Genomic DNA, 23,886 nt, shown 5'->3' on the forward strand with positions numbered 1-23,886 from the left:
ATAGGGACAAGCGGCGCGCAATGCACCGTCCCACAACGCACAACTGATGGGAGCCAAACCGGCAGCGGCCTTAGGCCGCGCCGCTCATATAGGTCTCGCGGCGGCCGATCATGCGCTCTGCCGCGGCCTTGGCGTCGGCTTTCGACGAGGTTGCGCAGGTCCGGTATTCGAGATCGGGAACGTCGGACGGGTTGCGGCGGCCGAACCAGTTCTTCGAGCCGACCGGCAGCAGCGCCAGGGATTGCGCCAGATTGTCGACTGCGCCGAAGGAATAGAGTGCGCCGGTACCGGCGATTCGCACCTCGTAGATCCCGGGCGAAATCGGCGCCTCCAGGTTCTCGCCCCGTCCGGGACGGGGATAGCGCTTCCATTCGCTCCAGGTCGAAATCATCTGAGGCCCCCTCACGGCCACTCAGGACCGCCAAATTTGCATCAAGTCTTAATTTCGGCCGCCGATTGGGCCGAATGCTGAACGCCGCAGCGCACAAAATGTTTCAAGTGCTTCAAACACGTGAAACATATCGCCAGAGACCGTCCACGGTCACGGCGAGTAGCGACCATCCACCGCAGATTGTGACGGAGTGTTGCCGTTCGGCCTGCCTGTCGTCCTGCGCGCGGCGAGGACCGTCAAGTCACGACATCGCGACCGAAGCGGGCATCTGGACGCGCTTGCCCCACGAAGCGGGCCGGAGGACAATCGATCGCTGCCAACAATAATTAACCCTGAGGAAACGCCATGCAAAGCAAAGCTGAGATCGATGAGATTCTGCGCCAGAAGAGCGACGCCAAGGAGATTCCCGGTGTTGTCGTGATCGCCGCCAGCGGCAACGACGTGCTGTATCAGGGCGCGTTCGGCAAGCGCGACCTGTCCAAGCCCGACGCGATGACGGCGGACAGCGTGTTCTGGATCGCCTCGATGACGAAGGCGGTGACATCGGCGGGCGCGATGCAGCTGGTCGAGCAGGGCAAGCTGTCGCTGGATGCGCCGATCGGCGAGGTGCTGCCTGATCTCGCCAATCCGCAAGTGCTCGAAGGCTTCGATGCCAAGGGCGAGGCGAAGTTGCGCCCGGCCAAGCGGCCGATCACGCTGCGCCAGCTCATGACCCACACCGCCGGCTTCTGCTACAATATGTGGAACGGCGATCTCGCGGTCTATCTCGACAAGAACGGCATTCCCGCGATCACCACCTGCCAGAACGCGGCGCTGAAGACGCCTGTGATGACCGACCCCGGCACGCGCTGGGAATACGGCACCAATATCGATTTCGTCGGCAAGGCCGTGGAAGCCGTCAGCGGCAAGCGGCTGGATGCTTACCTGCGCGACAATCTGTTCAACCCGCTCGGCATGAGCGACACGGCGTTCAAGATCACCGAGGGCATGCGCAAGCGCCTGGTCGGCATGCACGCGCGCGGCGAGGACGGCCAGCTCGCATCGATCCCGTTCGAGCTCGAGCAGAATCCCGAATTCCACATGGGTGGCGGCGGCCTTTATTCGACCGCGGCCGACTACATCAAGTTCACCCAGATGATCCTCAACAAGGGACGCGGCAACGGCAACCAGGTGCTGAAGGCCGAGACGATCGCCATGATGAGCCAGAACCAGATGGGCGATCTCAATATGACCAAGATGACGACGGCGGCGCCGATGTACACCAACGACGTCGACCTCTATCCGGAGCAGGTCAAGAAATGGGGCCTCAGCTTCATGATCAACACGGCGAAGACGGCCGAAGGCCGTAGCGCCGGCAGCCTCGCCTGGGCGGGCCTTGCCAACACCTATTACTGGATCGACCCGGCCCGGGACGTCACCGGCGTGATCCTGATGCAGGTGTTGCCGTTCGCAGACGCGAAATGCCTGGAAGCCTTCGCGGGATTCGAGCGCGGGGTTTATGCCGGTCTTGATGCAGGGAGCGGCCAGAAGGCGGCGTAGCCGATCAATACGAGGTGCGCAGCCTCGCGCAACTTCGCCGCAATCGATAACCTCGTGCCCAAAGCCATCGGCATCAGGCACGAGGTATCAACTTTGAGGAGACGAACTTGGCGAACGATCTGGCAGGTGAGGCCGACAGCTACGTTTGCGGCATCTCGGACACGCCGCTGCTCGGCGACACCATCGGTCGCAGCCTCGACCACGCGGTGCGGCGCTGGGGCGATCGCGAGGCGCTGGTTTCGCCCAGCCACGGCGTCAGATGGACCTGGAAGGAATTCGCCGGGCGGGTCGATGCGCTCGCCGCGGGCTTTCTCGCGCTCGGGCTCGAACGCGGGGAACGGATCGGCATCTGGTCGCTGAACCGGCCGGAATGGACGCTGACCCAGTTCGCCGCCGCCAAGGCCGGCCTGATCCTGGTGACGATCAATCCGGCCTACCGGCTCAGCGAGCTCGAATTCGCGCTGAAAAAGGTCGGCTGCGCGGCGATCGTCACCGCCACTGCATTCAAGACCAGCAATTACATGGAGATGCTCAACTCGTTGCTGCCGGAGCTGGCGGACGCCACGCCCGGACAGCTGCAGGCGGCGCGATTGCCGGCCTTGCGCATGGTCATCCAGATCGGCGGCCCGGCGGCTTCAGGCACGATCCCTTTCGAGGAGGTCGCGCGCATGGGCAGAGCGGGGCATCGCGAGCAACTTGCCGCGCTCGGTGCTGCGCTTCAGTTCGACGACCCCGTCAACATCCAGTTCACCAGCGGCACCACGGGATCGCCAAAGGGCGTCACGCTGACCCATCACAACATCCTCAACAACGGCTATTTCACGGGACGCGCGATGCGCCTGACGGAAGCGGATCGCATCTGCATTCCAGTGCCGCTCTATCATTGCTTCGGCATGGTGATGGGCAACCTAGCCTCGGTCACGCTCGGCACCACCATGGTCTACCCGGGCGAGGGCTTCGATCCGCTCGCGACGCTGCGTGCGGTCGAGCAGGAGAAATGCACCGCCCTGTACGGCGTGCCGACCATGTTCATCGCCGAACTCGACCACCCCGAGTTCAAGACGTTCAATCTGAAATCACTGCGCACCGGAATCATGGCGGGCGCGCCCTGCCCGATCGAGGTGATGAAGCGCGTCAACACCGAGATGAACATGCGCGAGGTCACGATCGCCTATGGCATGACCGAGACCAGCCCGGTGAGCTTCCAGAGCGCGACCGACGACCCGCTCGAGCGGCGCGTCTCCACGGTCGGCCGCATTCACCCGCATGTCGAGGTCAAGGTGATCGATCTCGAAGGCAAGATCGTGAAGCGGGGCGAGCGCGGCGAGCTCTGCACCCGCGGCTACAGCGTCATGCTGGGATATTGGGAGGAGAAGGAAAAGACGGCCGACGTGCTCGACGCCAATGGCTGGATGCATACCGGCGACCTCGCCACCATCGATGACGCCGGCTATTGCAACATCGTCGGCCGCATCAAGGACCTGGTGATCCGCGGCGGCGAGAACCTTTACCCGCGCGAGATCGAGGAATTCCTGTACCGTCACCCCAGGATTCAGGACGTGCAGATTTTTGGCGTCGCCGACAGCCGCTACGGCGAGGAGCTCTGTGCCTGGATCCGCGTCAGGCCGGGCGAAACGCTGACGGCCGAGGAGGTCCGCGCCTTTTGCGATGGCCAGATCGCGCACAACAAGATTCCGCGCTACGTCGAGTTCGTCGACGAGTTTCCGATGACGGTGACGGGAAAGATCCAGAAATTCGTGATGCGCGATGCCGTGGAGCAGCGGCTTGGGCTGAAGGCGGCGAAGACGGCGTGAGGTGAGTGCTCTCGTCACACGACGAGTGTCATTCCCCGCGAAGGCGGGGAATCCAGTACGCCGCGACCTCTCCGTAAGCTGGGAACGTCTCGGCGTACTGGATCGCCCGGTCAAGCCGGGCGATGACAGCGGTGATTGTGGATCGCAATGACGGACGAGAGAGCCTCTCCCTAAGCCGTCAGCCCGCGCTGGCCGGCCAACTCCTTCAGCGACACCAGCGGCCTCGCGCCGATGTGCTGGATGACTTCGGCAGCCGCGAGCGCACCGAGCTCACCGCACTGCTTGTAGGCAAGATTGCGCGACAGGCCGTACAGGAAGCCTGCGGCGAACAGATCGCCGGCCCCGGTGGTATCGACCACCTTGTCGACCGGGAACGCAGGCGCTGCGACGGCGTCTTCAGAGGAGACCACCATGCAGCCTTTCTCGCTGCGGGTGACCACGCCGAGATTGACGTCGTTGCGCAGCTGCTTCAGCGCGGTATCGAAGTCGGAGGTCATGTAGAGCGAATGCAGCTCGGACTCGTTGGCGAAGACGATGTCGACGGTGCCGTTGCGCATCAGTGAGAGAAACTCGTCGCGATAGCGGTCGACGCAGAAGGAATCCGACAGCGTCAGCGCCACCTTGCGCCTGGCGTCGTGGGCGATCTTGGCCGCCTTGACGAAGGCGTCCTTGGCGTTCTTGGGGTCCCAGAGATAACCCTCGAGATAGACGATACCGGCCGCAGCGATCTCGGTCGGGTCGATGTCGGCGGGCGACAGGTCCTGCGCCGCGCCGAGATAGGTGTTCATGGTGCGCTCGCCGTCATCCGTGACCAGGATGTAGGAGCAGCCGGTGGCGGGGCCGTCCGTCGCGGCGGGCGTGTTGAAGGCGACGCCGGCCGAGCGGATGTCGTGGACGTACAGCTTGCCGATCTGGTCGTCCTTGACCTTGCCGACATAGGCGGCCCGTGCCCCCAGGCTGCCGATGCCGACGATGGTGTTGGCAGCCGAGCCGCCCGAGACTTCAGTGGCCGGCCCCATGTCGTTGTAGATGGCGGCCGCCCGCGCCTCGTCGATCAGGGACATGCTGCCCTTGGCCATGCCGTGTCTGGCCAAAAAGGCCTCGTCGGTCCTGACCAGCACGTCGAACAGCGCGTTGCCGATGCCGAGAACGTCATATTTCACGTCAGCCATTCACCTTGATCCTGTCTGGCGGATTGCGAACCCTGCGAAAATCCGCTTCCTGTCGGCCTGAAATCTGGCTCGCGGCCTATCACGACCGGGCCTGCGCGGGCAAGCAACGGTATGATAAAGAGCCGATGATCCGCTCCTTCCTGACCGTCTCGACGGGAACGCTGGCCTCGCGGCTGCTGGGCTTTGCCCGCGATTCCCTGATCGCGGCGCTGCTCGGCACCGGCGCGGTGGCGGATGCGTTTCTGGCGGCGTTTCAGCTCGTCAACGTGGTGCGCCGGCTGCTCAGCGAGGGGGCACTGAACGCGGCGCTGGTCCCGGCCTGGCTGCGCGTCCGGGACCACGATGGCGCGGCGGCTGCGGCGGCATTCGCGGGACGCGTGCTCGGCACCGTCAGCGCGGCCCTGATCGGGATCTCGCTCGGCATTGCCCTGCTGATGCCGCTGATCATGATGGTCATCGCGCCCGGCTTTCTCGGTACCGGCACGCTCGATCTCGCGGTCCAGAACGCGCGGCTGATGCTGCCATACCTCGCCTTCGCCGGTCCCGTCACGGTGCTGATGGGCCTGCTGAATGCGCTCGGACGCTTTGCGCTCACGGCGTTCTCGCCGCTGCTGTTCAACATCGCGCTGATCGCCGCGATCGCTTTGCTCCTGGTCTGGCACGCTGACGCCGGCTTCGCCGCCTGGCTGCTTGCCGCCACGGTCGGCGTCGCCGGCCTGCTGCAACTCCTGATGCTGCTGTCGCAGCGCAGCGCGCGCCTTGCGACGCCTCTGCGCATCAGTTTCGACAAGGAGATGCGCAGCTTCTTCGCCAAAGCGATCCCCGGCATGATCGCAAGCTCGGGCCCGCAATGGCTGATGGTGGCCGGCGCGATCATCGCATCGGCGACGCCGTCCGCGGTGTCATGGCTCTATTTCGCCAACCGCCTGATCGAGCTGCCGCTCGGCATCGTCGGCGTCGCCATGGGCACCGTGCTGGTGCCGGAGCTGACACGCGCGGTGAGTGGCGGCGACCGTGAGGCGGTGGCGCATGCGCAATCGCGCGCTCTCGAGCTTGCGACCGGGCTGGCGCTCCCTGCCACGCTCGGCCTGACCGTGCTGGCCGAACCGATCGTGCGGCTGTTGTTCGAGCATGGCGCGTTTGGTGCCGGGGACAGCGCGGCGACTGCGCACGCGCTGATATGGCTGGCTCTGGGCCTGCCCGCGCACGTGCTGATCAAGGCGCTGTCGCCGGCCTTCTATGCCCGCGGCGACACAATGACGCCGCTGCTCGCGACGGCCAAAGGGTTCGTGGTCGCGGTCGTGCTCGCGGTTCTGCTCGGCCATTTTTTCGGCGCGAGCGGGATCGCCGCGAGCATCGCGGCCGGCGCCTGGAGCAGCGCGCTCTCGCTGCTTCGCAAGGGCACGGCCGCGTTCGGCTTCTCGGTCGATGCCGCCGCCCGCAAGCGGCTGCCGCGGATCGTCCTAGCCGCAGCCGCCATGGGCGCCCTGCTCTGGCTGACCGTGGGCCTCGTGCCTGCCGAGACCCATGGCTTGATCAAGTTCGTCGTGCTGGGCGTGCAGATCGGAGCCGGATTGGCGGTTTATGGCCTGCTGCTGCAATTCCTCGGTGCCTCTTCCTTGCGCGAGGCTGTAGCCGCCTTGAAGCGGCCCGCCTAGCCCGGCCCCGGTGCGCGGGTCCATCGAATTGCCCTTGACGGGGCAGCGCCGCTGTTGGAAACGACGGCCGAATACCTATGGGAAGGCTTACCATGCCATTCGTTGAACGGGTCTTTTCGGGCGTCCAGCCGACGGGCAATCTGCACCTCGGCAATTACCTCGGCGCGATCGTCAACTTCGTGAAGATGCAGGAAACCCACAACTGCATCTATTGCGTCGTCGACATGCACGCGATCACGCAAGGCGTGGACGTCTGGGGCGGACCGGCCGAGCTCGCGCGCAATACCCGCGAGGTCACCGCGGCGTTCATCGCAAGCGGCATCGACCCCAAGAAGCACATCGTGTTCAACCAGAGCCAGGTCTCCGGCCATGCCGAGCTCGCCTGGATCTTCAACTGTGTCGCGCGCATGGGCTGGCTCGGCCGCATGACCCAGTTCAAGGAGAAGGCCGGCAAGGACCGCGAGAACGCCTCGGTCGGCCTGTTCGACTATCCGGTGCTGATGGCCGCCGACATCCTGCTCTACCGCGCCACCCACGTGCCGGTCGGTGAGGACCAGAAGCAGCATCTCGAGCTCTCGCGCGACATCGCGCAGAAGTTCAACAACGATTTCGGCGATTCGATCCGCACCCTCGGCGCCAATGACGGCCTGTTCTTCCCGCTGCCGGAACCGCTGATCACGGGGCCGGCGACGCGCGTGATGAGCCTGCGCGACGGCACCAAGAAGATGTCGAAGTCGGATGCGTCGGACAATTCGCGCATCAATCTGACCGACGACGCCGACACCATCGCGCAGAAGATCCGCAAGGCGAAGACCGATCCGGAGCCGTTGCCGTCGGAGGAGAAGGGCCTGGAGGCCCGTCCCGAGGCCGACAATCTCGTCGGCATCTTCGCCGCGTTCTCCGGCCGCCCCAAGGCGGACGTGCTGCGAGAATTCGGCGGTGGCCAGTTCTCCAGCTTCAAGAACGCGCTGGCGGAGCTCTGCGTCACCAAGCTGGCGCCGATCGCCGGCGAGATGAAGCGCCTCGTCGCCGATCCCGGCCATATCGATTCGATCCTGAACGAAGGTTCCGATCGGGCCCGCGCCATCGCCGACGAGACCATGAAGCTCTCCAAGGACATCGTTGGATTCATTCGCCGGCGCTAGGACGGTCGGTGCCAGAGCGCCGGCCGCATCTCCTCTCCCCAACGCTGCGGGAGTGTGGCAGCATGCCGTCCCTGCACATTCCGGGACATGCATGACCAGCAAGCGACTTTGCTTCGAGCCGGGTCACAAGCCCAAATGCCTCGTCATCGTCGACGACACCGCCGAATGGGATCGCGCGGTCTACTACGCCAGCCGCTGGGCGATCCGCGCCGGCGGCGGCGTGGTGATGCTGCGCATCATCGAGCCCGAGCAGCAGACCCAGGAATGGCTAGGGGTCGCCGACATCATGCGCGCCGAGGCGCAGGAAGCGGCGGAAGCCGCGCTCGACCGTGCCGCCGGCCGCGCCAATGGGATCGCCGCGATCACGCCGGAACGGGTGATCCGCGAAGGCGCGCCGATGGAACAGCTGCTCGCGGTGATCGACGAGGACCCTGACATCGCCATGCTCGTGCTCGCCGCAAATCCCGGAGCGGAAGGTCCGGGGCCGCTGGTCTCGCTGCTGACCCATGCGCTGGGGGCGTTCCCGGTGCCGGTGACGATCATTTCCGGCGCCCTGAGCGACGGAAGCGTGGATTCGCTGTCGTAGCGTCCAGCCAGATATTCGTCATGCCCGGGCTTGTCCCGGGCATCCACGTTCTTTGGCACTGGGAAGCAAGGCGTGGATGGCCGGGTCAAACCCGGCCATGATTGCGAAGCTCTTTGGCTCTCTAACTCGCTGAAATAACAACGAAGTTTCCTCGCCACCCCCTTGACCGTGCGTTCGCCGTCGCCATCTGCTACTGGATAGCTCACGCGCCGGCCTTGAACCGGCGACGTCTGGAGAAAACCATGTTCATTCAAACCGAAGCCACCCCCAATCCCGCCACGCTGAAGTTCATTCCCGGCCGCGTCGTGGTCGACGGCAGCCCGATGGAATTTGCCACCCGCGAAGCCGCTACGCGCTCGCCGCTGGCCGAAAAGCTGTTCGAGGTGCCCGGCGTCACCGGCGTGTTCTACGGATCGGACTTCATCACCGTGACCAAGGCAAACGGTGAATGGCAGCAGCTCAAGCCCGCGATCCTCGGTGCCATCATGGAGCACTACATGTCCGGCGCACCGCTGCTCGTCGGCGGCGCGGCTCAAGACGATGCCGATCTCGACGACGAGGACGAGTTCTTCGACGAGTCCGATGCCGAAACGGTCGACATGATCAAGGACCTGATCGAGACCCGCGTGCGGCCGGCGGTCGCCAATGACGGCGGCGACATCACCTTCCGCGGCTTCAAGGACGGCATCGTCTATCTCAACATGAAGGGGTCGTGCGCCGGCTGCCCGTCGTCGACCGCGACCCTCCAGCACGGGATCCAGAATTTGCTGAAGCACTTCGTGCCGGACGTGGTCGAAGTCCGGCCGATGTGATTAGAGCGCGAATGGCGAGTAGCGAATGGCGAATGGAACTCCGATCGGCTAGAGTGTTCGCTATTCGCCACTCGCCATTCGTTTTTTCATGCTGATCCTCGCCATCGATACCGCGCTCGACGCCTGCTCCGTTGCCGTGCTCGACACCGAAGCGGCCGAGCTCCTCGCGCAGGAGCAGCTTCTCATGAAGCGCGGCCACGCCGAGGCGCTGATGCCGATGATCGCGCGCGTGATGCAATCGGCCAATCTCGGCTTCACCTCGCTCGATCGCATCGCGGTCACGGTCGGCCCCGGAAGCTTCACCGGCCTGCGCGTCGGCATTTCGGCGGCGCGCGGCCTTGCGCTCGCGGCAGCGCGGCCGGCGATCGGCCTGACCACCTTGTCGAGCTATGCCGCCGCCATCGTGGGCCAGAGCAAATCGGCACCCGTGATCTCCGCAATCGACGCGCGCCACGACCATGTCTATTTCCAGATCGTCGCCGGCGACGGCAGCCAGCTGGTGCGGCCGAGCGTCGCGTCCGTCGACGCGGCGATCGCAGCCTCGCAGTTCGGCGCGCCGCATCTGGTCGGCAATGCCGCAAATATCCTCGCCGAGCGCTGGCCGAACGACGTCCCGCAGCCCGTCGCGGTCGACGCGCAGCCCGCGCCCGATATCGGCTGGGTCGCATGGCTCGGCGCTGCCGCCGATCCCGCGACGAATCCGGCGCGGCCGTTCTATCTGAAAGCGCCCGACGCCAAGCCGGCGGCACAGCCGCCGTTTGCAGCGCAAGCCGCGACCCCATGATGAGATGGCTGTTGGAATGGTGGCGCGGCGGCACTGCCGCCGTCGAGCCCGCATCCGTGCGTGACGCCGCGCGGCTGGCGCAGCTTCACGGCGCCTCCTTCGCACGCGGCTGGGGCGAGGGCGAATTCGAGAGCATGGTCAGCGAGCGCAACACGCTCGTACATCGGTTGCGCCAGGGACGCAGGACCGTCGGATTCGCGGTGTCGCGGATCGGGGCGGATGAAGCCGAAATCCTCTCGATCGCCGTGGACGAGGCCTATCGCGGCCGCGGCTTCTCCCGCACGCTGCTGATGACCCATCTCGGCCATCTCGCAGGGCGCGGCGTGCGCACAATATTTCTCGAGGTCGAGGAAAACAACCAGCCGGCGCGGCGGCTCTACGATGGTGCCGGATTCGTAGTGGTCGGGCGCCGCGAACGCTACTATAAGCAGCCGAACGGGGACCAATTGAACGCCCTTCTGATGCGGCGTGACTTGTCGTAACATTGGTGGCAGAAAGCGCCCCCGCCAGGCAGACAAACTATGACCGCACTGAAACCTTCTTCCGCATCCAAGGCGTCCGGCATCGAAGCGCGCTGTGCCGCCACCGGCATGCGCATGACCGAGCAGCGCCGTGTCATCGCCCGCGTGCTCGCGGAGGCGCTCGATCATCCCGATGTCGAGGAATTGTACCGGCGTTGTGTCGCGGTCGACGACAAGATCTCGATCTCGACCGTCTATCGCACCGTCAAGCTGTTCGAGGATGCCGGCATCATCGAGCGTCACGATTTCCGCGAAGGCCGCGCGCGCTACGAGCAGATGCGCGACAGCCATCACGACCACCTCATCAATCTGCGCGACGGCAAGGTGATCGAGTTCACCTCCGAAGAGATCGAGAAGCTGCAGGCGGAGATCGCCCGCAAGCTCGGCTACAAGCTGGTCGACCACCGGCTCGAGCTCTATTGCGTCCCGCTCGACGACGACAAGCCGACGTCTTGAGTTTGGTGCCCGTAGACCTCATTATCTTCGACTGCGACGGTGTGCTCGTGGACAGCGAGGTGATCTCCTGTCGCGCCCATGCGGATGTGCTGACGCGGCACGGTTATCCGATCACCTCGGAGCAGGTGCTGGTCCGCTTCCTCGGCGTATCCGAGAAGGACGCGCGGCTGATGGTCGAACAGGAGATCGGCCGCAGCCTCCCGGGTGATCTGGAGCAGCAGATCAGCGCAGCCACACTGCGATTCTACGCCAGTGATCTGCAGCCGATCACCCATGTTGCAGCGGCGATCGGTGCAATCGATCTGCCCAAATGCGTCGCATCGAGCGGCACGCCAGAGAAGATCACGCACGGCCTGACCTGCGCCGGCCTCTACGACCTGCTCGCTCCGCATATCTTTTCGGCGAGCCAGGTCGCACGCGGCAAGCCCGCGCCCGACCTGTTCCTGTTTGCCGCCACCCAGATGAAAGTCGCGCCGGAACGGTGCCTCGTGATCGAGGACAGCGTCCCGGGGGTGACCGGTGCACACGCCGCCGGGATGACCGTGCTGGGCTTTCACGGCGGCAGCCATTGCCCGCCGGGACACGCCGAAAGGCTGCGCGCCGCCGGCGCCAGATTGACGTTCGACGATATGCGGCAGTTGCCGGAGTTGGTCCGGCGGGTCGCTTTGGACACTCTGGCGGGCTGAATCTGACGCCAAACCTCGCGATTCCGTACTTGGCAGCTGCTTGGCGGCTGCTTGGCGCCCCGAACGAACCTTCCGTCCCGCCATTGGCTGGATTTTCGTCCCTCCAACCTATATTTGAGGAAGGTCCTCCACCACAATTCCGGGTTCCATGACGCCGCCGCGCAAGCTGCACATCAAATCATATGGCTGCCAGATGAACGTCTACGATGCCCAGCGCATGGTGGATACGCTGGCTCCGGAAGGATTCGTGGAGACGGCCAGCGCTGATGACGCCGACCTTGTCATCCTCAACACCTGCCATATCCGCGAGAAAGCCTCAGAAAAGGTCTATTCCGAGCTCGGGCGACTGCGCGTCGCCAAGGACGAGGCCGCCCGCGCCGGGCGCACGATGCAGATCGCGGTCGCGGGCTGCGTCGCGCAGGCCGAAGGTGGGGAGATCACACGCCGCGCGCCTGTGGTCGACGTCGTTGTCGGCCCGCAGAGCTATCATCACCTTCCTGAGCTTTTGAAGCGTGCGCGCGACGAAGGCCGCGCGATCGAGACCGAGTTTCCCGCCCAGGACAAGTTCGGCTTTCTCGCCCAACCCAAGCCCGACGCCATCCGCGCGCGCGGCATTTCCGCTTTCGTCACGGTGCAGGAAGGTTGCGACAAGTTCTGCACCTTCTGCGTCGTGCCTTATACGCGCGGCGCCGAAGTGTCCCGGCCCGTGGCGAAGATCGTCGACGACGTGAAGCGGCTCGCCGACAACGGCGTGCGCGAGCTCACGCTGATCGGGCAGAACGTCAACGCATATCATGGCGACGGGCCGGACGGAAAAACCTGGCCGCTCGGCAGGCTGCTCGAACATCTGGCGACGATTCCCGGCATCGCGCGGCTGCGCTACTCGACCAGCCACCCCCGCGACGTCGACGACAGTCTGATTGCGGCCCATCGCGATCTCGGTGCCCTGATGCCGTTCGTGCACCTGCCGGTGCAGTCGGGTTCGGACCGGATTCTGGCGGCCATGAACCGGAAACATACCGCCGATGATTATCTCGATGTCATCGACCGTTTCCGGTCTGCGCGCCAAGACATTGCTTTTTCATCAGATTTCATCGTCGGCTTCCCCGGCGAGAGCGAGCAAGATTTTCTCGCCACCCTCGCGCTTGTCACGCAAATCGGCTACGCTGCGGCTTATTCGTTCAAATACTCCGCCCGGCCGGGAACGCCGGCCGCGGACATGCAGGAGACGGTGTCCCCCGCCGAAATGGACCAGCGATTGGAGCGGCTCCAGGAACTGATCGACAGCCAGCAATCGGCCTTCAACAAGGCTGCGATTGGCTCAACGGTCGACGTGCTGTTCGAGCGTCCGGCGCGCAAGCACGGCCAGATCGTCGGCCGCACCGCGTTCCTGCAGCCCGCCCATGTGATGGCCCCGCCCGACATCATCGGACAGATCCTGCCTGTCAGGATCGACAGCCTCGAACGCTACAGTTTCCTCGGCGAGCTCGTGCCCCCGCACGGCGCGCGCGAGCCCGCTTTATCGCAAGCCACTGGAGCCTGAACCCTTGCCCAAAAGCGCATCGGATTCGTCTTCGCTAGCTCCCAGCCGCAAATTTGACCGCGACATGCAAGTTCCGCCCGAGACCCAGGTCGTCATCGACTTCGACGACAATCGCGCCGCTTCTGCGCTGGTCGGCCCCTACGGCCAGCATCTGGCGCAGATCGAACGGCGGCTCGGCGTCGTCGTCGATTCCAAAGGGAACCACATCACCATCGGCGGCTCGCGCGACGGCTGCGACGCCGCTCGCCGCGTGCTGGAAACGCTCTATGCCCAGGCCGTGAAGGGGCAGGATCTCGACCAGGGCGAGGTCGAGGGCGCGATTCGCGCCGTGATCGCGCAAGGCTCGCTGTTCGAGTTCGACGCCAAATCGGCCAAATCGGCGGCCTTCGACAGCATCAATCTGCGCAAGCGCCCGGTGCGCGCGCGCACCGCCGCGCAGGACTCCTACATCCGCGCGCTGAAGCGCCATGAGCTGGTGTTCGGCATCGGCCCGGCCGGTACCGGCAAGACCTGGCTCGCGGTCGCGCATGCCGCGCAACTGTTCGAGCGCAAGGAGGTCGACAAGATCATCCTGTCGCGTCCGGCGGTGGAAGCCGGCGAGCGGCTCGGCTTCCTGCCCGGCGATCTCCGCGAGAAGGTCGATCCTTATCTGCGCCCGATCTACGATGCGCTCTACGACCTCATGGATGCGCGCATCGTCGAGCGCGCGCTCCAGACCGGCGAGATCGAGATCGCGCCGCTCGCCTTCATGCGCGGCCGTACCCTCACCAACGCCGCCATCATCCTGGACGAGGCGCAGAACACCACGTCGATGCAGATGAAGATGTTCTTGACGCGCCTCGGCGAGAACAGCCGCATGATCGTGACCGGCGACCCCTCGCAGATCGATCTGCCGAACGGCCAGACCTCGGGCCTGGCCGAGGCGACCCGCCTCCTGGGCGGCGTCGAGGGCATTGCCCAGGTTCATTTCAAAGCCGAGGACGTGATCCGCCACGAACTCGTGGCGCGGATCGTCGCCGCCTACGAAGGCTCGCCGCCGCGGCCGGCCGCCGGCAAATCCTGACGAGGCAACAGCCGGACCCAGAGGGCGCGGACACGGCGCCTCATCGTTCCGAACAAAGACAATGTCGCAACCGAATCTTCCCATGACCGAGGTTCTCGTCGTCGCCGATTGCTGGCAAGGCGAGCCCGACTCCGAAGCCGTGATCCAACGTGCGGTCGCAGCCGCGGCCGAAAGTGTCGACGAAGACGTTGCCGACGCCGAAGTGGCGGTGATGCTGACCGATGATGCCGGCATCCGCACCCTCAACAGCAATTGGCGCGGCATCGACAAGCCGACCAACGTGCTGTCGTTTCCCGCGCTCCAGCAGGAGAGCGAATGGAAGCCGGGCGATGCACCGCGCATGCTCGGCGATATCGCGATCGCCTACGAGACCATGCGGCGCGAGGCGGACGAGGAACAGAAGCCGTTCGACCACCATTTGAGCCATCTCGCCGTGCACGGCTTCCTGCACCTGATCGGCTACGACCACGAGAACGACGGCGACGCCGAAGAGATGGAAGCACTGGAGACGCAGATCCTGGCTCACCTGGGAATTCCCGATCCCTATGCAGACCGCGCAGGGACGCACTGAGATGCCGGACTCCGACCCGATCCACGACAACCCGCGCCACTCGGCCAATTTGCCGGTCGTGGTGACCCAGGGCGAGGTGATGCGCCCGACCGCCGACGGCTGGCTCCTGCGCGCCATTCGCACGCTGTTCGGCTGGAAGGCGGGATCGGTGCGCGACGACCTCCAGGTCGTGCTCGATGCAACGACGCCCGACGACACCGGCTTCTCGGCGGTCGAGCGCACCATGCTGCGCAACATCCTTGGTCTGCACGAGCGCCGCATCGCCGACGTCATGGTGCATCGCGCCGACGTAATCGCGGTCAAGCGCGACATCCCGCTCGGCGAGTTGATGGACCGCTTCGAGAGCGCCGGCCATTCGCGCCTCGTGGTCTTCAACGAGACGCTCGACGATCCCGTCGGCATCGTCCACATCCGCGACCTGCTCGCTTTCATGACCTCGCGTGCCCGCGTGCCGGAAGCTACCAAGACCAAGCGCAAGAAGCCGCTGCCGGCCGGGCTCGACCTCCGCGCCGTCGACCTCGCGATGCCGCTCGAGGATGCGCGCATCATCCGCAAGCTGCTCTACGTGCCGCCGTCGATGCGGGCGATCGACCTGCTGGCGCAGATGCAGGCCACGCGCATTCACCTGGCGCTGGTGGTCGACGAATATGGCGGCAGCGACGGGCTGGTCTCGCTCGAGGACATCGTCGAGCAGATCGTTGGCGAGATCGACGACGAACACGACAGCGACGAGCCGCCCTCGATCGTGCGCCTGCCCGACAATGCCTTCATCGCCGACGCCCGCGCCAGCCTAGATGACGTTCGCACGGTGATCGGCGAGGATTTCGTCACCGGCGAGGCGGGCGAGGAAGTGGAGACTCTCGGCGGCTATCTCGTCAGCTTCGTCGGGCGCCTGCCGGTGCGCGGCGAGGTGATCTCGGGTCCTGGCAATTACGAGATCGAGGTGCTCGATGCCGATCCGCGCCGCGTCAAGCGGCTGCGCATCTCGACGCGGAAGGAGCGCCCCGCGCCGCGCACTCAGCGCGAGACCCGGCGCCGCGAGGCCGCGCCGGACAGCGGTCAACCGCCGGCCAATGACACGCCCGCCCCGCCGCCGAGCGACGGGACCGGCCAGCAGTGAGCCCGTTCCAGCGACTTCGGCAAATTGCACTTGCCATCATCCTCGCCTGGGGGTGGAAGCGCGCCGTCATCGCCATGGCGTGCGGAGCGCTGTCGGTGCTGGCACTGGCGCCGTTCAACCTGTTCCCGGTGCTGTTCATCACCTTCCCGGTGCTGGTCTGGCTGATCGACGGCGCCGGCGCCGGACGCTATGGCGGCGTCCCCGCCGCGGCGCTGACCGGCTACTGGTTCGGGCTCGGCTATTTCGTCCCTGGTCTCTACTGGATCGGCTACGCCTTCTTCGTCGATGCCGATACATTCGCCTGGCTGACGCCGTTCGCCGTGCTTGGCCTGCCGGCCTATCTCTCGATCTTCACCGCGATCGGATTTGCGCTGGCCCGCCTACTCTGGACCAAGGATGCCACGCGCATTCTGGCGCTCGCCGCAAGCCTCACCATCGCCGAATGGCTGCGCGGTCACGCGCTGACCGGCTTTCCCTGGAACGCGTTCGGTTACGCGCTGTCCGAGCCGTTGCCGCTGGCGCAGACCGCCTCGCTGGTCGGCCTGTGGGGCATGACGTTCCTGACGGTTGCGATCTTCGCGAGCCCCGCGACGCTGATCGACCGCACGCCCGATCGCCGCCTGGCGTGGCGCGTGCCGGCGGCTGCAATTGCGCTCCTGCTTGTCATGAGCATCTTCGGCGCGATCCGCCTGTCGCTGCATCCAACCACGATGGTCTCAGGCGTCAAGTTGCGCCTGATGCAACCGAACCTGCAGCAGGACGCCAAATTCAACTACGCCGCCAAATCGGAGGTGATGAAAAAATACCTGGCGCTGTCGGACCGCGCCTCCGGCCCGCAATCGACAGGCGTGCGCGATGCCACCATCCTGATCTGGCCGGAATCCGCCTTTCCGTTCTTCCTGACCCGCGAAGTCGACGCGATGGCGCAAATCGCCGAGCTTCTGGCGAAAGGCACGGTGCTGATCACGGGTTCGGTCCGCGCGCCCGACCTGCCGCGCGGCACGCCGATCACGCGTGCCTATAATTCGATTTACGTCATCGATCACGACGGCAGCGTGCTCGCAGTGTACGACAAGTTGCATTTGGTGCCTTTCGGAGAATTTCTTCCCTACCAGGCATTGATGGAGAAGCTCGGTTTCGAGCAACTGACGCGCATGCGCGGCGGCTTCATTCCCGGCACAGTGCGTCATGCGCTGCAGGTGCCCGGCGCGCCGCCTGCGCTACCGCTGATCTGTTACGAAGCAATCTTTCCCGGCGAAGTGGCTGGACGCAACGAACGCCCGGGCTGGATCGTCAACCTCACCAATGACGGCTGGTTCGGCATTTCGACTGGTCCCTATCAGCATCTGGAGCAGTCGCGGATGCGTGCCATCGAGCTTGGATTGCCGCTCGTCCGCTCGGCCAATACGGGTGTCTCTGCGGTGATCGATCCCGTGGGCCGCACCGTCGCCAGCCTCGGTCTCGGAATCGAAGGCATTTTGGATGCAAGTCTGCCTGCCGCGATCTCACCGACCGTCTATGCGCGGGTGGGCGATGTGCCGGCCGCCATGCTCGTCGCAGTGGCCGTGTTTCTGGCCGTCCGCCGACGCACCGCCAAGCGGAAGGCCTGATCGCGCCGTCGCGGCCGGAAGCTTTTGACAACCGTAGTCCCACGGTTGACAGACTGCACGCGGGCTCCCCATTCTGCACCGGCTGCAAAAGACAGTGGTGCATTGCTAAATTTCTCCGCAATGTTTTCCAATAAGAGGGTTTGATTTGACGTTGCTAGCACCTGAGGCACTCCGGTTGATTGCGCTGAAGGTGGTGTTTGGAGGGCTGAGGAAATGTCGAAAGCGCCCAACCCTGTTGACAAATATGTCGGCAGTCGCGTGCGTATGCGCCGCATCATGTTGGGCATGAGCCAGGAAAAGCTCGGTGAAGCTTTGGGCCTGACTTTCCAGCAAGTTCAGAAATACGAGAAGGGCACCAACCGTGTAGGCGCGAGCCGCATCCAGCAGATCGCCGAGATTCTGCAGGTGCCGGTGTCGTTCCTGTTCGAGGGCGGCCCGAGCGGCGTGGCGGGTCCGGATGGCTTCAGCGAAGGCGCCTCGCCCTCCTATGTGTCGGACTTTCTCGCGACCTCCGAGGGGCTTGCCTTGACCAAGGCATTCACGCGAATCACCGATTCGAAGATGCGCCGCTCGATCGTCGATCTCGTCGAGCAGATCGCGGCCCGCGAAGGCCCCGACAAGCGCTGACGCACTATCTCAATGGCGATTTGAGACGGCGTGAAATCTGGCCTATGTCGTCATTTCCGGCCGCGCTTTGATGCGTGTCCGCTTCGATGATGCGATTCAAGGGCACAGATGCGCGCATGACCAGCTCCAATTGGTTCGATTCCCAAACTATTCTCGATGGTATCCGCCGCTGGGTGGAGATCGAGACGCCGACGGAAGCGCCTGAACAGGTCAACAGGCTGATGTCCGTGGTCGCGGAGCAATACCGCGACCTGCCCGTCACGCTTGAGCGCGTCGACGGCGTCGACGGCTGCGGCGACCATCTCATCGCGCGCACGAATTGGGGGCAGGACCGGCCGGGCATCCTGGTGCTGAGCCACCTCGACACCGTTCATCCCATGGGATTCATCGAGCGCCTGCCGTTCAAGGTCGACGGTGACGTCGCGTTCGGTCCCGGCATCTACGACATGAAGGGCGGCGCCTACATCGCCCATCACGCGTTTCGCGCACTGTGTGCCGCAGTCGATCGCTCGCCGCTCGGCATCACGCATCTGTTCACCTCCGACGAGGAGATCGGCAGCCCCACCTCTCGCACACTCATCGAGGCGGAAGGGCGCAAGGCCAAATACGTGCTGGTGACGGAGCCGGCGCGCGACGGCGGCAAGATCGTCACCGGACGCAAGGGCGTCGGACGCTTCAAGGTATCAATCAGAGGCGTGCCCGCGCATGCCGGCTCACGGCCGGAAGACGGCCGCAGCGCCGTGCGCGAGCTCGGCAACGTCATCCTGGCTCTGGAAGGGATGAACGACCTCGCGCGTGGCGTCACCGTCAATGTCGGTGTGGTGCGTGGCGGCACGCGCCCCAACGTCACCCCCGAAGAGGCCTATGCCGAAGTCGATTTGCGCGTGCTGAGCCTCAGGGACGCAGAGGAGTTCGTCGGCAAGATCCTTGGGCTGACATCGAAGACCGACGGCGTCACCGTCACCGTCACCGGCGGGCTCAATCGTCCGCCCTACGAGAAGAGCAACGCAGGCGCCTCGCTCTACGAGCATGCGAAGACACTCGCCGGCGAGATCGGCTTCGAGCTGGTCGACACCCACACCGGCGGCGGCTCGGACGGCAATTTCACCGCGGCCCATACCGCGACGCTCGACGGTCTCGGCGTCGACGGCAAGGGCGCGCACACCCATTATGAGCAGATCTACATCTCGTCGCTCGCCCCCCGCGCGCGGCTGCTCCATCGCCTGTACCAGACGCTGCGATGAGCGAGCGCAAATCAGACCCGATCGCGATGACAGCGAGCGCGCGTTCTTCGGGCGCCGCAAGGGCCACAAGCTCAGGCAGCACCAGGCCGAGCTGATTGGTCATCTGCTGCCGCATCTGTCGCTCGACATCGCCAGCGAGACGCCGGCGGATGCAGGCGAGATCTTCGACCCCGCCACTGAAGATGTGCGGCTCGAGATCGGCTTCGGCGGCGGCGAGCATCTCGCGGCCGAGGCTCAGAGCTTCGCCACGACAGGCTTCATCGGCTGCGAGCCCTATGTCAACGGCATGGCAAAGATCCTCGCGCAGATCGAGGCCGCCAACATCGGCAACATCCGCCTTTTCGCAGGCGATGCGGCCGAACTGCTGGCCTGGCTCCCTAAGGCATCGCTGTCGCGGATCGACCTGATCCATCCGGATCCCTGGCCGAAGCGGCGGCACTGGAAACGGCGCTTCGTCCAGGACAGGACGATCGCGGCGATGGCGCGCGTGCTGAAGCCGAACGGCGAATTCCGCTTCGTCTGCGACATCGACGATTACTGCGCCTGGACACTGTCGCATCTTGCGCATTCCCAGGATTTCGTCTGGCTTGCCGAACGCGCCGACGATTTCAGGCAGCCATGGGCGGGCTACACCATGACGCGCTACGGCCGAAAGGCCACGCGCGAAGGACGCAAGGCGGCCTATCTGCGGTTCAGGCGACTCTAGATCGTCTGCCGGTTGCGCCAGAAATTCACGACCCGCTCGGCGGTCGTCGGCATCAGGCGCGTGAAGTTGACGCGCGCGGCCTCGATGTCGGCATCGGCCGGCGTGCGGTGCGGGCCGTACCAGAGCAGGATGAGCGCGCGCACCGTGGGCCAGCCGAGATTCAGCACGCGGCCGAGAATGAGAATCGGATCGTAGCGATCGCCTGAGATCAGGCGGTCGAGGATCGAGAGGCGAACGCCGGACATCGCCGAGAGCGATGCGATCGATTCCTCGTATTTGCTCGCCTTGGCGAAGCCGAGCAGCGCGCTCTCGCCGAGATGGCCGCCGCGATGCAACGCAAGCACCGTGCGCTGGGCAGCCGAGAAATCGCGCCGTGGCCCCGGCGGCAGCGCGGCCTCCTCAATGGCCACCATCGCGCGCTTGATCTCGACCTGGCGCGCGGGATTGACCACGCTGGAGAGCCGGCGGCGGATGACGTCGAGCGTACCGTCCAAAAGCTGTTTCAGGTTCTCGCCCGAGAGATCGTTGCGCTGGCCGATCTTGAGCGTCAGCACGCCGTCCTGCGCCGCGCGCTTGATCAGCTCGGAATAGCTGCCCGGCGAGAACACCGCACCGGCATTGCCCGCGGCGCGGCGCACCACGTTGCGATCGCCGCGCTCGACCAGCACGTCGGTGATGAGAGGAGACAAAGCGGGGCGCTCCGTCATCGCCAGCAAATGCCCTTGACCTTTCAACCGCGCGATCTCGACCAGCGCGGCGTCGTCGAGCACGGGGGAGCGGCGCAGCACCGGACCCGCGACCGCGATTTCGTTTTCGCGCGCGAGCTGATTCACCAGATGCGGCGGTGCATTGTTCAACTGCGAGAAGCGCTCGGCGAGATCGACGCGCGAGGCAAGCTCCGCATGCGGGACGAGATCGATCAGGAGATTGTCGAAGAGATCGATGAGCTCGGGACGAAGATTGGCGGAATCCTGGAAGAACAGTTCGGAGATGGCGCGCGCGATCTCTCCGCGTCGCCGCGGATCGCCGCGCTTGACGATATCGTCCAGTCCGGGAATGAGCGACGTGGCAACGGTCATGAAAACGCAAACTCGTAGGGGGCACGCCGCGGGCGCGCCCTTGGTCCAAGCCGCCCCACAATCAGGGAATTTAGACCTCCGAGGTGAAGGAAGCGTTAGGCCCGGGACGCCGCGAATCGGGCGCAAAAAGCCTCGTTTGGCCTGCGATGGGCCTTGTCCGGAGGGACAGAAAGCGCTATATCAGCGCCAATTCATCTTCTCATACGATCCGCGTAGTGAGAGTGGGCCCGAAAGGACCCGCTCTTTTTTATTACCCGAACGCGGCTTGGCGGAAGATGTAGCCTGACGCGCTGTCGGGAAGTTTCCGAAGCGGGCTTTGAAAATCTTAACCAAGCCTTAACCCCAAGCCTTATCCAACGAGCGCCTTGACCCCTGATATGACCGAACCGAACACTGGTTCCACGGATGCCGAGTTGCTGGCCGAGCCGAGGCTCGTGGTCGAGCCGGGCGTGGCGGCACGTGTGTCTGCGGTCGCAGGTCCGGTGCTCGAGGGCATGGGCTACCGGCTGGTGCGGATCCGCATCTCCGGCGAGGCCGGCTGCACCGTGCAGATCATGGCCGAGCGGCCGGACGGCTCGATGCAGCTCGAGGATTGCGAGGCGATCTCGCGGGCGTTGTCGCCCGTGCTGGACGTCGCCGATCCCATCGATCGCGCCTATCGGCTGGAAGTTTCCTCGCCCGGGATCGACCGGCCGCTGGTCCGCCGTTCCGATTTCGAACGCTATTCCGGCCATCTGGTGAAGATCGACATGGCCGTCGCCCATGAAGGACGCAAGCGGTTCCGTGGCAAGCTGGGCGCCGTCGAGGGCGACCGGGTGCACCTGCGTCGCGACGACGCCAAGGCGAGCGACAATCCCGACGTCCTGCTGACGATGGAAGATATCGGCGAGGCCCGGCTGGTGCTGACCGACGATCTGATCGCGGAATCCATGCGCCGCGGCAAGGCCGAGGAGCGCCAGATGCGACGCAATCTCGGGCTGGAGCCGCCGGCTGCGCCGCACGCCGAGATCAGCGCGAAGATCACCAAAAACACCAAGCCGCAAAAGAAGCCGGCCCCGACCAACACAAAGAAACATCGCCTTGCTGCCGAACGCGCGCGGCGTGGCGAGATCGAGCCTGACGAAGGAGACTAGCCATGGCAGTCAGCGCCAATCGACTTGAGTTGCTCCAGATCGCCGATGCCGTTGCGCGCGAGAAATCGATCGACCGCGGCATCGTCATCGCCGCGATGGAGGATGCCATCGCCAAGGCGGCGCGGGCACGTTACGGCAGCGAAACTGACGTTCACGCCGAGATCGACCCGAAGAAGGGCGAGCTGCGGCTGTCGCGCCACATGCTGGTGGTCGAGAAGGTCGAAAACCATTCCAACCAGATCTCGCTAGTGGATGCACAGCGCGCCAATCCCGGCGCCCAGGTCGGCGACACTATCGCCGACACCCTGCCGCCGCTGGAATATGGCCGCATCGCCGCGCAGTCGGCCAAGCAGGTCATCGTGCAGAAGGTCCGCGAGGCCGAGCGCGACCGGCAGTATCAGGAATTCAAGGACCGCATCGGCGACATCGTCAACGGCGTCGTCAAGCGCGTCGAATATGGCAGCGTGATCGTCGATCTCGGCCGGGGGGAAGCCATCATCCGCCGCGACGAGATGCTGCCGCGCGAAGTGTTCCGCAACGGCGACCGCGTCCGGGCCTACATCTTCGACGTCCGCCGCGAGACCCGTGGCCCGCAGATCTTCCTCTCCCGCACCCATCCGCAATTCATGGCGAAGCTGTTCGCACAGGAAGTGCCGGAGATCTATGACGGCATCGTCGAGATCAAGGCGGTTGCCCGCGATCCGGGCTCGCGCGCGAAAATCGGCGTGATTTCCCGGGATTCCTCGGTCGATCCGGTCGGCGCCTGCGTCGGTATGCGCGGCTCGCGCGTGCAGGCCGTGGTGAACGAATTGCAGGGCGAGAAGATCGACATCATCCCGTGGTCGCCCGACATCGCGACCTTCGTGGTCAACGCGCTGGCGCCGGCCGAAGTGTCCAAGGTCGTCATCGACGAGGACCGCGAGCGCATCGAGGTCGTGGTGCCCGACACCAACAACCAGCTCTCGCTGGCGATCGGCCGCCGCGGCCAGAACGTGCGTCTGGCCTCGCAGCTCACCGGCTGGGACATCGACATCCTGACCGAGCAGGAGGAATCGGAGCGCCGCCAGGCCGACTTCGAGAACTCCACCCGCGTCTTCATGGAATCGCTCAACGTCGACGAAGTGGTCGGCCAGCTGCTGGCGTCCGAAGGCTTCACCTCGGTCGAGGAACTCGCCATGGTGGACCTCAAGGAACTCGCCGGCATCGAAGGTTTCGACGAGGAGACCGCGCAGGAACTCCAGAACCGTGCCCGCGAATATCTCGAGCAGCAGGAAGCGGAGATCGAGGCCCGCCGCAGGGAGCTCGGTGTCGAGGACGCCGTCAAGGACGTGCCCGGCGTCACCTCCAAGATGCTGGTGAAGTTCGGCGAGAACGACATCAAGACGGTCGAGGACCTCGCCGGCTGCGCCACCGACGATCTGGTCGGCTGGACCGAGCGCAAGGAAGGCGGCGAACAGACCAAGTTCCCGGGCGCGCTCGACGGTATCGACATTTCCCGTGACGATGCAGAGGCGATGATCATGCAGGCCCGCGTCAAGGCCGGCTGGATCACCGAGGCCGATCTCGCCAAGCCCACTGAGGAGGCCGAGGCGACTGAAGATCAGCCGGCTTAGGGCGAAGGAGGAT

Annotated in this window: 22 protein-coding genes and 1 pseudogene; 20 read left to right on the forward strand and 3 right to left on the reverse strand. The window is 65.0% G+C overall.

What is annotated here, in order from left to right:
- Positions 1-70 precede the first annotated feature (70 nt).
- Entirely contained in the window at positions 71-391 is a 321-nt protein-coding gene (locus CIT39_RS00110) for a hypothetical protein (RefSeq protein WP_094894365.1), read from the reverse strand.
- A 345-nt stretch (positions 392-736) separates the two neighbouring features.
- On the opposite strand from CIT39_RS00110, the gene CIT39_RS00115 reads away from it, so the two are divergent.
- Both CIT39_RS00115 and CIT39_RS00120 read left to right on the forward strand, forming a co-directional pair.
- The gene (locus CIT39_RS00115; RefSeq protein WP_094976127.1) at positions 737-1,930 is read left to right on the forward strand and encodes a serine hydrolase domain-containing protein; all 1,194 of its coding nucleotides are present in this window, start codon (positions 737-739) and stop codon (positions 1,928-1,930) included.
- A gap of 119 nt (positions 1,931-2,049) precedes the next feature.
- Positions 2,050-3,744 carry an AMP-binding protein gene (locus CIT39_RS00120; protein WP_094977007.1) on the forward strand — a complete coding sequence of 565 codons (1,695 nt, stop codon included), beginning with the start codon at positions 2,050-2,052 and terminating at the stop codon, positions 3,742-3,744.
- 170 nt (positions 3,745-3,914) lie between these two features.
- On the opposite strand, the gene CIT39_RS00125 is transcribed toward CIT39_RS00120, so the two are convergent.
- Positions 3,915-4,916 (reverse strand): adenosine kinase, encoded by a 1,002-nt coding sequence (locus CIT39_RS00125; protein ID WP_094976126.1) that lies wholly within the window; start codon positions 4,914-4,916, stop codon positions 3,915-3,917.
- A gap of 125 nt (positions 4,917-5,041) precedes the next feature.
- Here CIT39_RS00125 and murJ point away from each other — a divergent pair, with 125 nt between their 5' ends.
- The 16 genes and pseudogenes from murJ to trmB all read left to right on the forward strand — a co-directional run bounded on the left by murJ (position 5,042) and on the right by trmB (position 20,048).
- Entirely contained in the window at positions 5,042-6,574 is a 1,533-nt protein-coding gene (murJ, locus tag CIT39_RS00130; RefSeq protein ID WP_094976125.1) for a murein biosynthesis integral membrane protein MurJ, read from the forward strand.
- A gap of 92 nt (positions 6,575-6,666) precedes the next feature.
- Entirely contained in the window at positions 6,667-7,719 is a 1,053-nt protein-coding gene (gene trpS / locus CIT39_RS00135) for a tryptophan--tRNA ligase (RefSeq protein ID WP_094976124.1), read from the forward strand.
- Positions 7,720-7,810: 91 nt separating this feature from the next.
- Complete coding sequence (locus CIT39_RS00140) at positions 7,811-8,305, forward strand: universal stress protein (RefSeq protein ID WP_162308820.1); 495 nt, start codon at positions 7,811-7,813, stop codon at positions 8,303-8,305.
- A 242-nt stretch (positions 8,306-8,547) separates the two neighbouring features.
- On the forward strand, positions 8,548-9,117 hold the full coding sequence (locus CIT39_RS00145; protein WP_094976122.1) for a NifU family protein: 570 nt from the start codon (positions 8,548-8,550) through the stop codon (positions 9,115-9,117).
- Positions 9,118-9,205: 88 nt separating this feature from the next.
- Complete coding sequence (gene tsaB, locus CIT39_RS00150; protein ID WP_094976121.1) at positions 9,206-9,901, forward strand: tRNA (adenosine(37)-N6)-threonylcarbamoyltransferase complex dimerization subunit type 1 TsaB; 696 nt, start codon at positions 9,206-9,208, stop codon at positions 9,899-9,901.
- Positions 9,898-10,383, forward strand: a complete 486-nt coding sequence (rimI, locus tag CIT39_RS00155; RefSeq protein WP_094976120.1) for a ribosomal protein S18-alanine N-acetyltransferase — start codon at positions 9,898-9,900, stop codon at positions 10,381-10,383. Before tsaB ends, rimI begins: the two co-directional genes overlap by 4 nt.
- A 39-nt stretch (positions 10,384-10,422) precedes the next feature.
- Positions 10,423-10,878, forward strand: a complete 456-nt coding sequence (locus CIT39_RS00160) for a Fur family transcriptional regulator (RefSeq protein ID WP_094976119.1) — start codon at positions 10,423-10,425, stop codon at positions 10,876-10,878.
- 5 nt (positions 10,879-10,883) lie between these two features.
- Positions 10,884-11,564 (forward strand): HAD family hydrolase, encoded by a 681-nt coding sequence (locus CIT39_RS00165; protein WP_094977006.1) that lies wholly within the window; start codon positions 10,884-10,886, stop codon positions 11,562-11,564.
- Between the two features lie 148 nt (positions 11,565-11,712).
- A complete protein-coding gene (gene miaB, locus CIT39_RS00170; RefSeq protein ID WP_094976118.1) occupies positions 11,713-13,107 on the forward strand; it encodes a tRNA (N6-isopentenyl adenosine(37)-C2)-methylthiotransferase MiaB in 1,395 nt (464 codons plus the stop codon).
- A 64-nt stretch (positions 13,108-13,171) separates the two neighbouring features.
- Positions 13,172-14,170, forward strand: a complete 999-nt coding sequence (locus CIT39_RS00175) for a PhoH family protein (RefSeq protein WP_094976117.1) — start codon at positions 13,172-13,174, stop codon at positions 14,168-14,170.
- A gap of 61 nt (positions 14,171-14,231) precedes the next feature.
- Positions 14,232-14,741 (forward strand): rRNA maturation RNase YbeY, encoded by a 510-nt coding sequence (gene ybeY / locus CIT39_RS00180; RefSeq protein ID WP_094976116.1) that lies wholly within the window; start codon positions 14,232-14,234, stop codon positions 14,739-14,741.
- A gap of 1 nt (position 14,742) precedes the next feature.
- Positions 14,743-15,861: a hemolysin family protein gene (locus CIT39_RS00185; RefSeq protein WP_162308822.1), complete on the forward strand. Its 1,119-nt coding sequence runs from the start codon at positions 14,743-14,745 to the stop codon at positions 15,859-15,861.
- Entirely contained in the window at positions 15,858-17,471 is a 1,614-nt protein-coding gene (lnt, locus tag CIT39_RS00190; protein ID WP_094976114.1) for an apolipoprotein N-acyltransferase, read from the forward strand. The genes CIT39_RS00185 and lnt overlap by 4 nt, the downstream gene beginning before the upstream one ends.
- Before the next feature lie 213 nt (positions 17,472-17,684).
- The gene (locus CIT39_RS00195) at positions 17,685-18,098 is read left to right on the forward strand and encodes a helix-turn-helix domain-containing protein (RefSeq protein WP_094894323.1); all 414 of its coding nucleotides are present in this window, start codon (positions 17,685-17,687) and stop codon (positions 18,096-18,098) included.
- 86 nt (positions 18,099-18,184) lie between these two features.
- On the forward strand, positions 18,185-19,342 hold the full coding sequence (locus CIT39_RS00200; RefSeq protein ID WP_094976113.1) for a M20 family metallopeptidase: 1,158 nt from the start codon (positions 18,185-18,187) through the stop codon (positions 19,340-19,342).
- A pseudogene (gene trmB / locus CIT39_RS00205) lies at positions 19,339-20,048 on the forward strand (tRNA (guanosine(46)-N7)-methyltransferase TrmB). The gene CIT39_RS00200 and the pseudogene trmB overlap by 4 nt, the downstream one beginning before the upstream one ends.
- Here trmB and CIT39_RS00210 read toward each other — a convergent pair.
- Positions 20,045-21,127 carry a DUF2336 domain-containing protein gene (locus CIT39_RS00210; RefSeq protein ID WP_094976111.1) on the reverse strand — a complete coding sequence of 361 codons (1,083 nt, stop codon included), beginning with the start codon at positions 21,125-21,127 and terminating at the stop codon, positions 20,045-20,047. The pseudogene trmB and the gene CIT39_RS00210 sit on opposite strands and share 4 nt — an antisense overlap.
- A 377-nt stretch (positions 21,128-21,504) precedes the next feature.
- Here CIT39_RS00210 and rimP point away from each other — a divergent pair, with 377 nt between their 5' ends.
- Positions 21,505-22,260 (forward strand): ribosome maturation factor RimP, encoded by a 756-nt coding sequence (gene rimP / locus CIT39_RS00215; protein WP_094976110.1) that lies wholly within the window; start codon positions 21,505-21,507, stop codon positions 22,258-22,260.
- A 2-nt stretch (positions 22,261-22,262) separates the two neighbouring features.
- A complete protein-coding gene (gene nusA, locus CIT39_RS00220; protein ID WP_094976109.1) occupies positions 22,263-23,873 on the forward strand; it encodes a transcription termination factor NusA in 1,611 nt (536 codons plus the stop codon).
- Positions 23,874-23,886: the final 13 nt, after the last annotated feature.

This window comes from Bradyrhizobium symbiodeficiens, assembly GCF_002266465.3.
In the GTDB taxonomy this organism is placed as follows: domain Bacteria; phylum Pseudomonadota; class Alphaproteobacteria; order Rhizobiales; family Xanthobacteraceae; genus Bradyrhizobium; species Bradyrhizobium symbiodeficiens.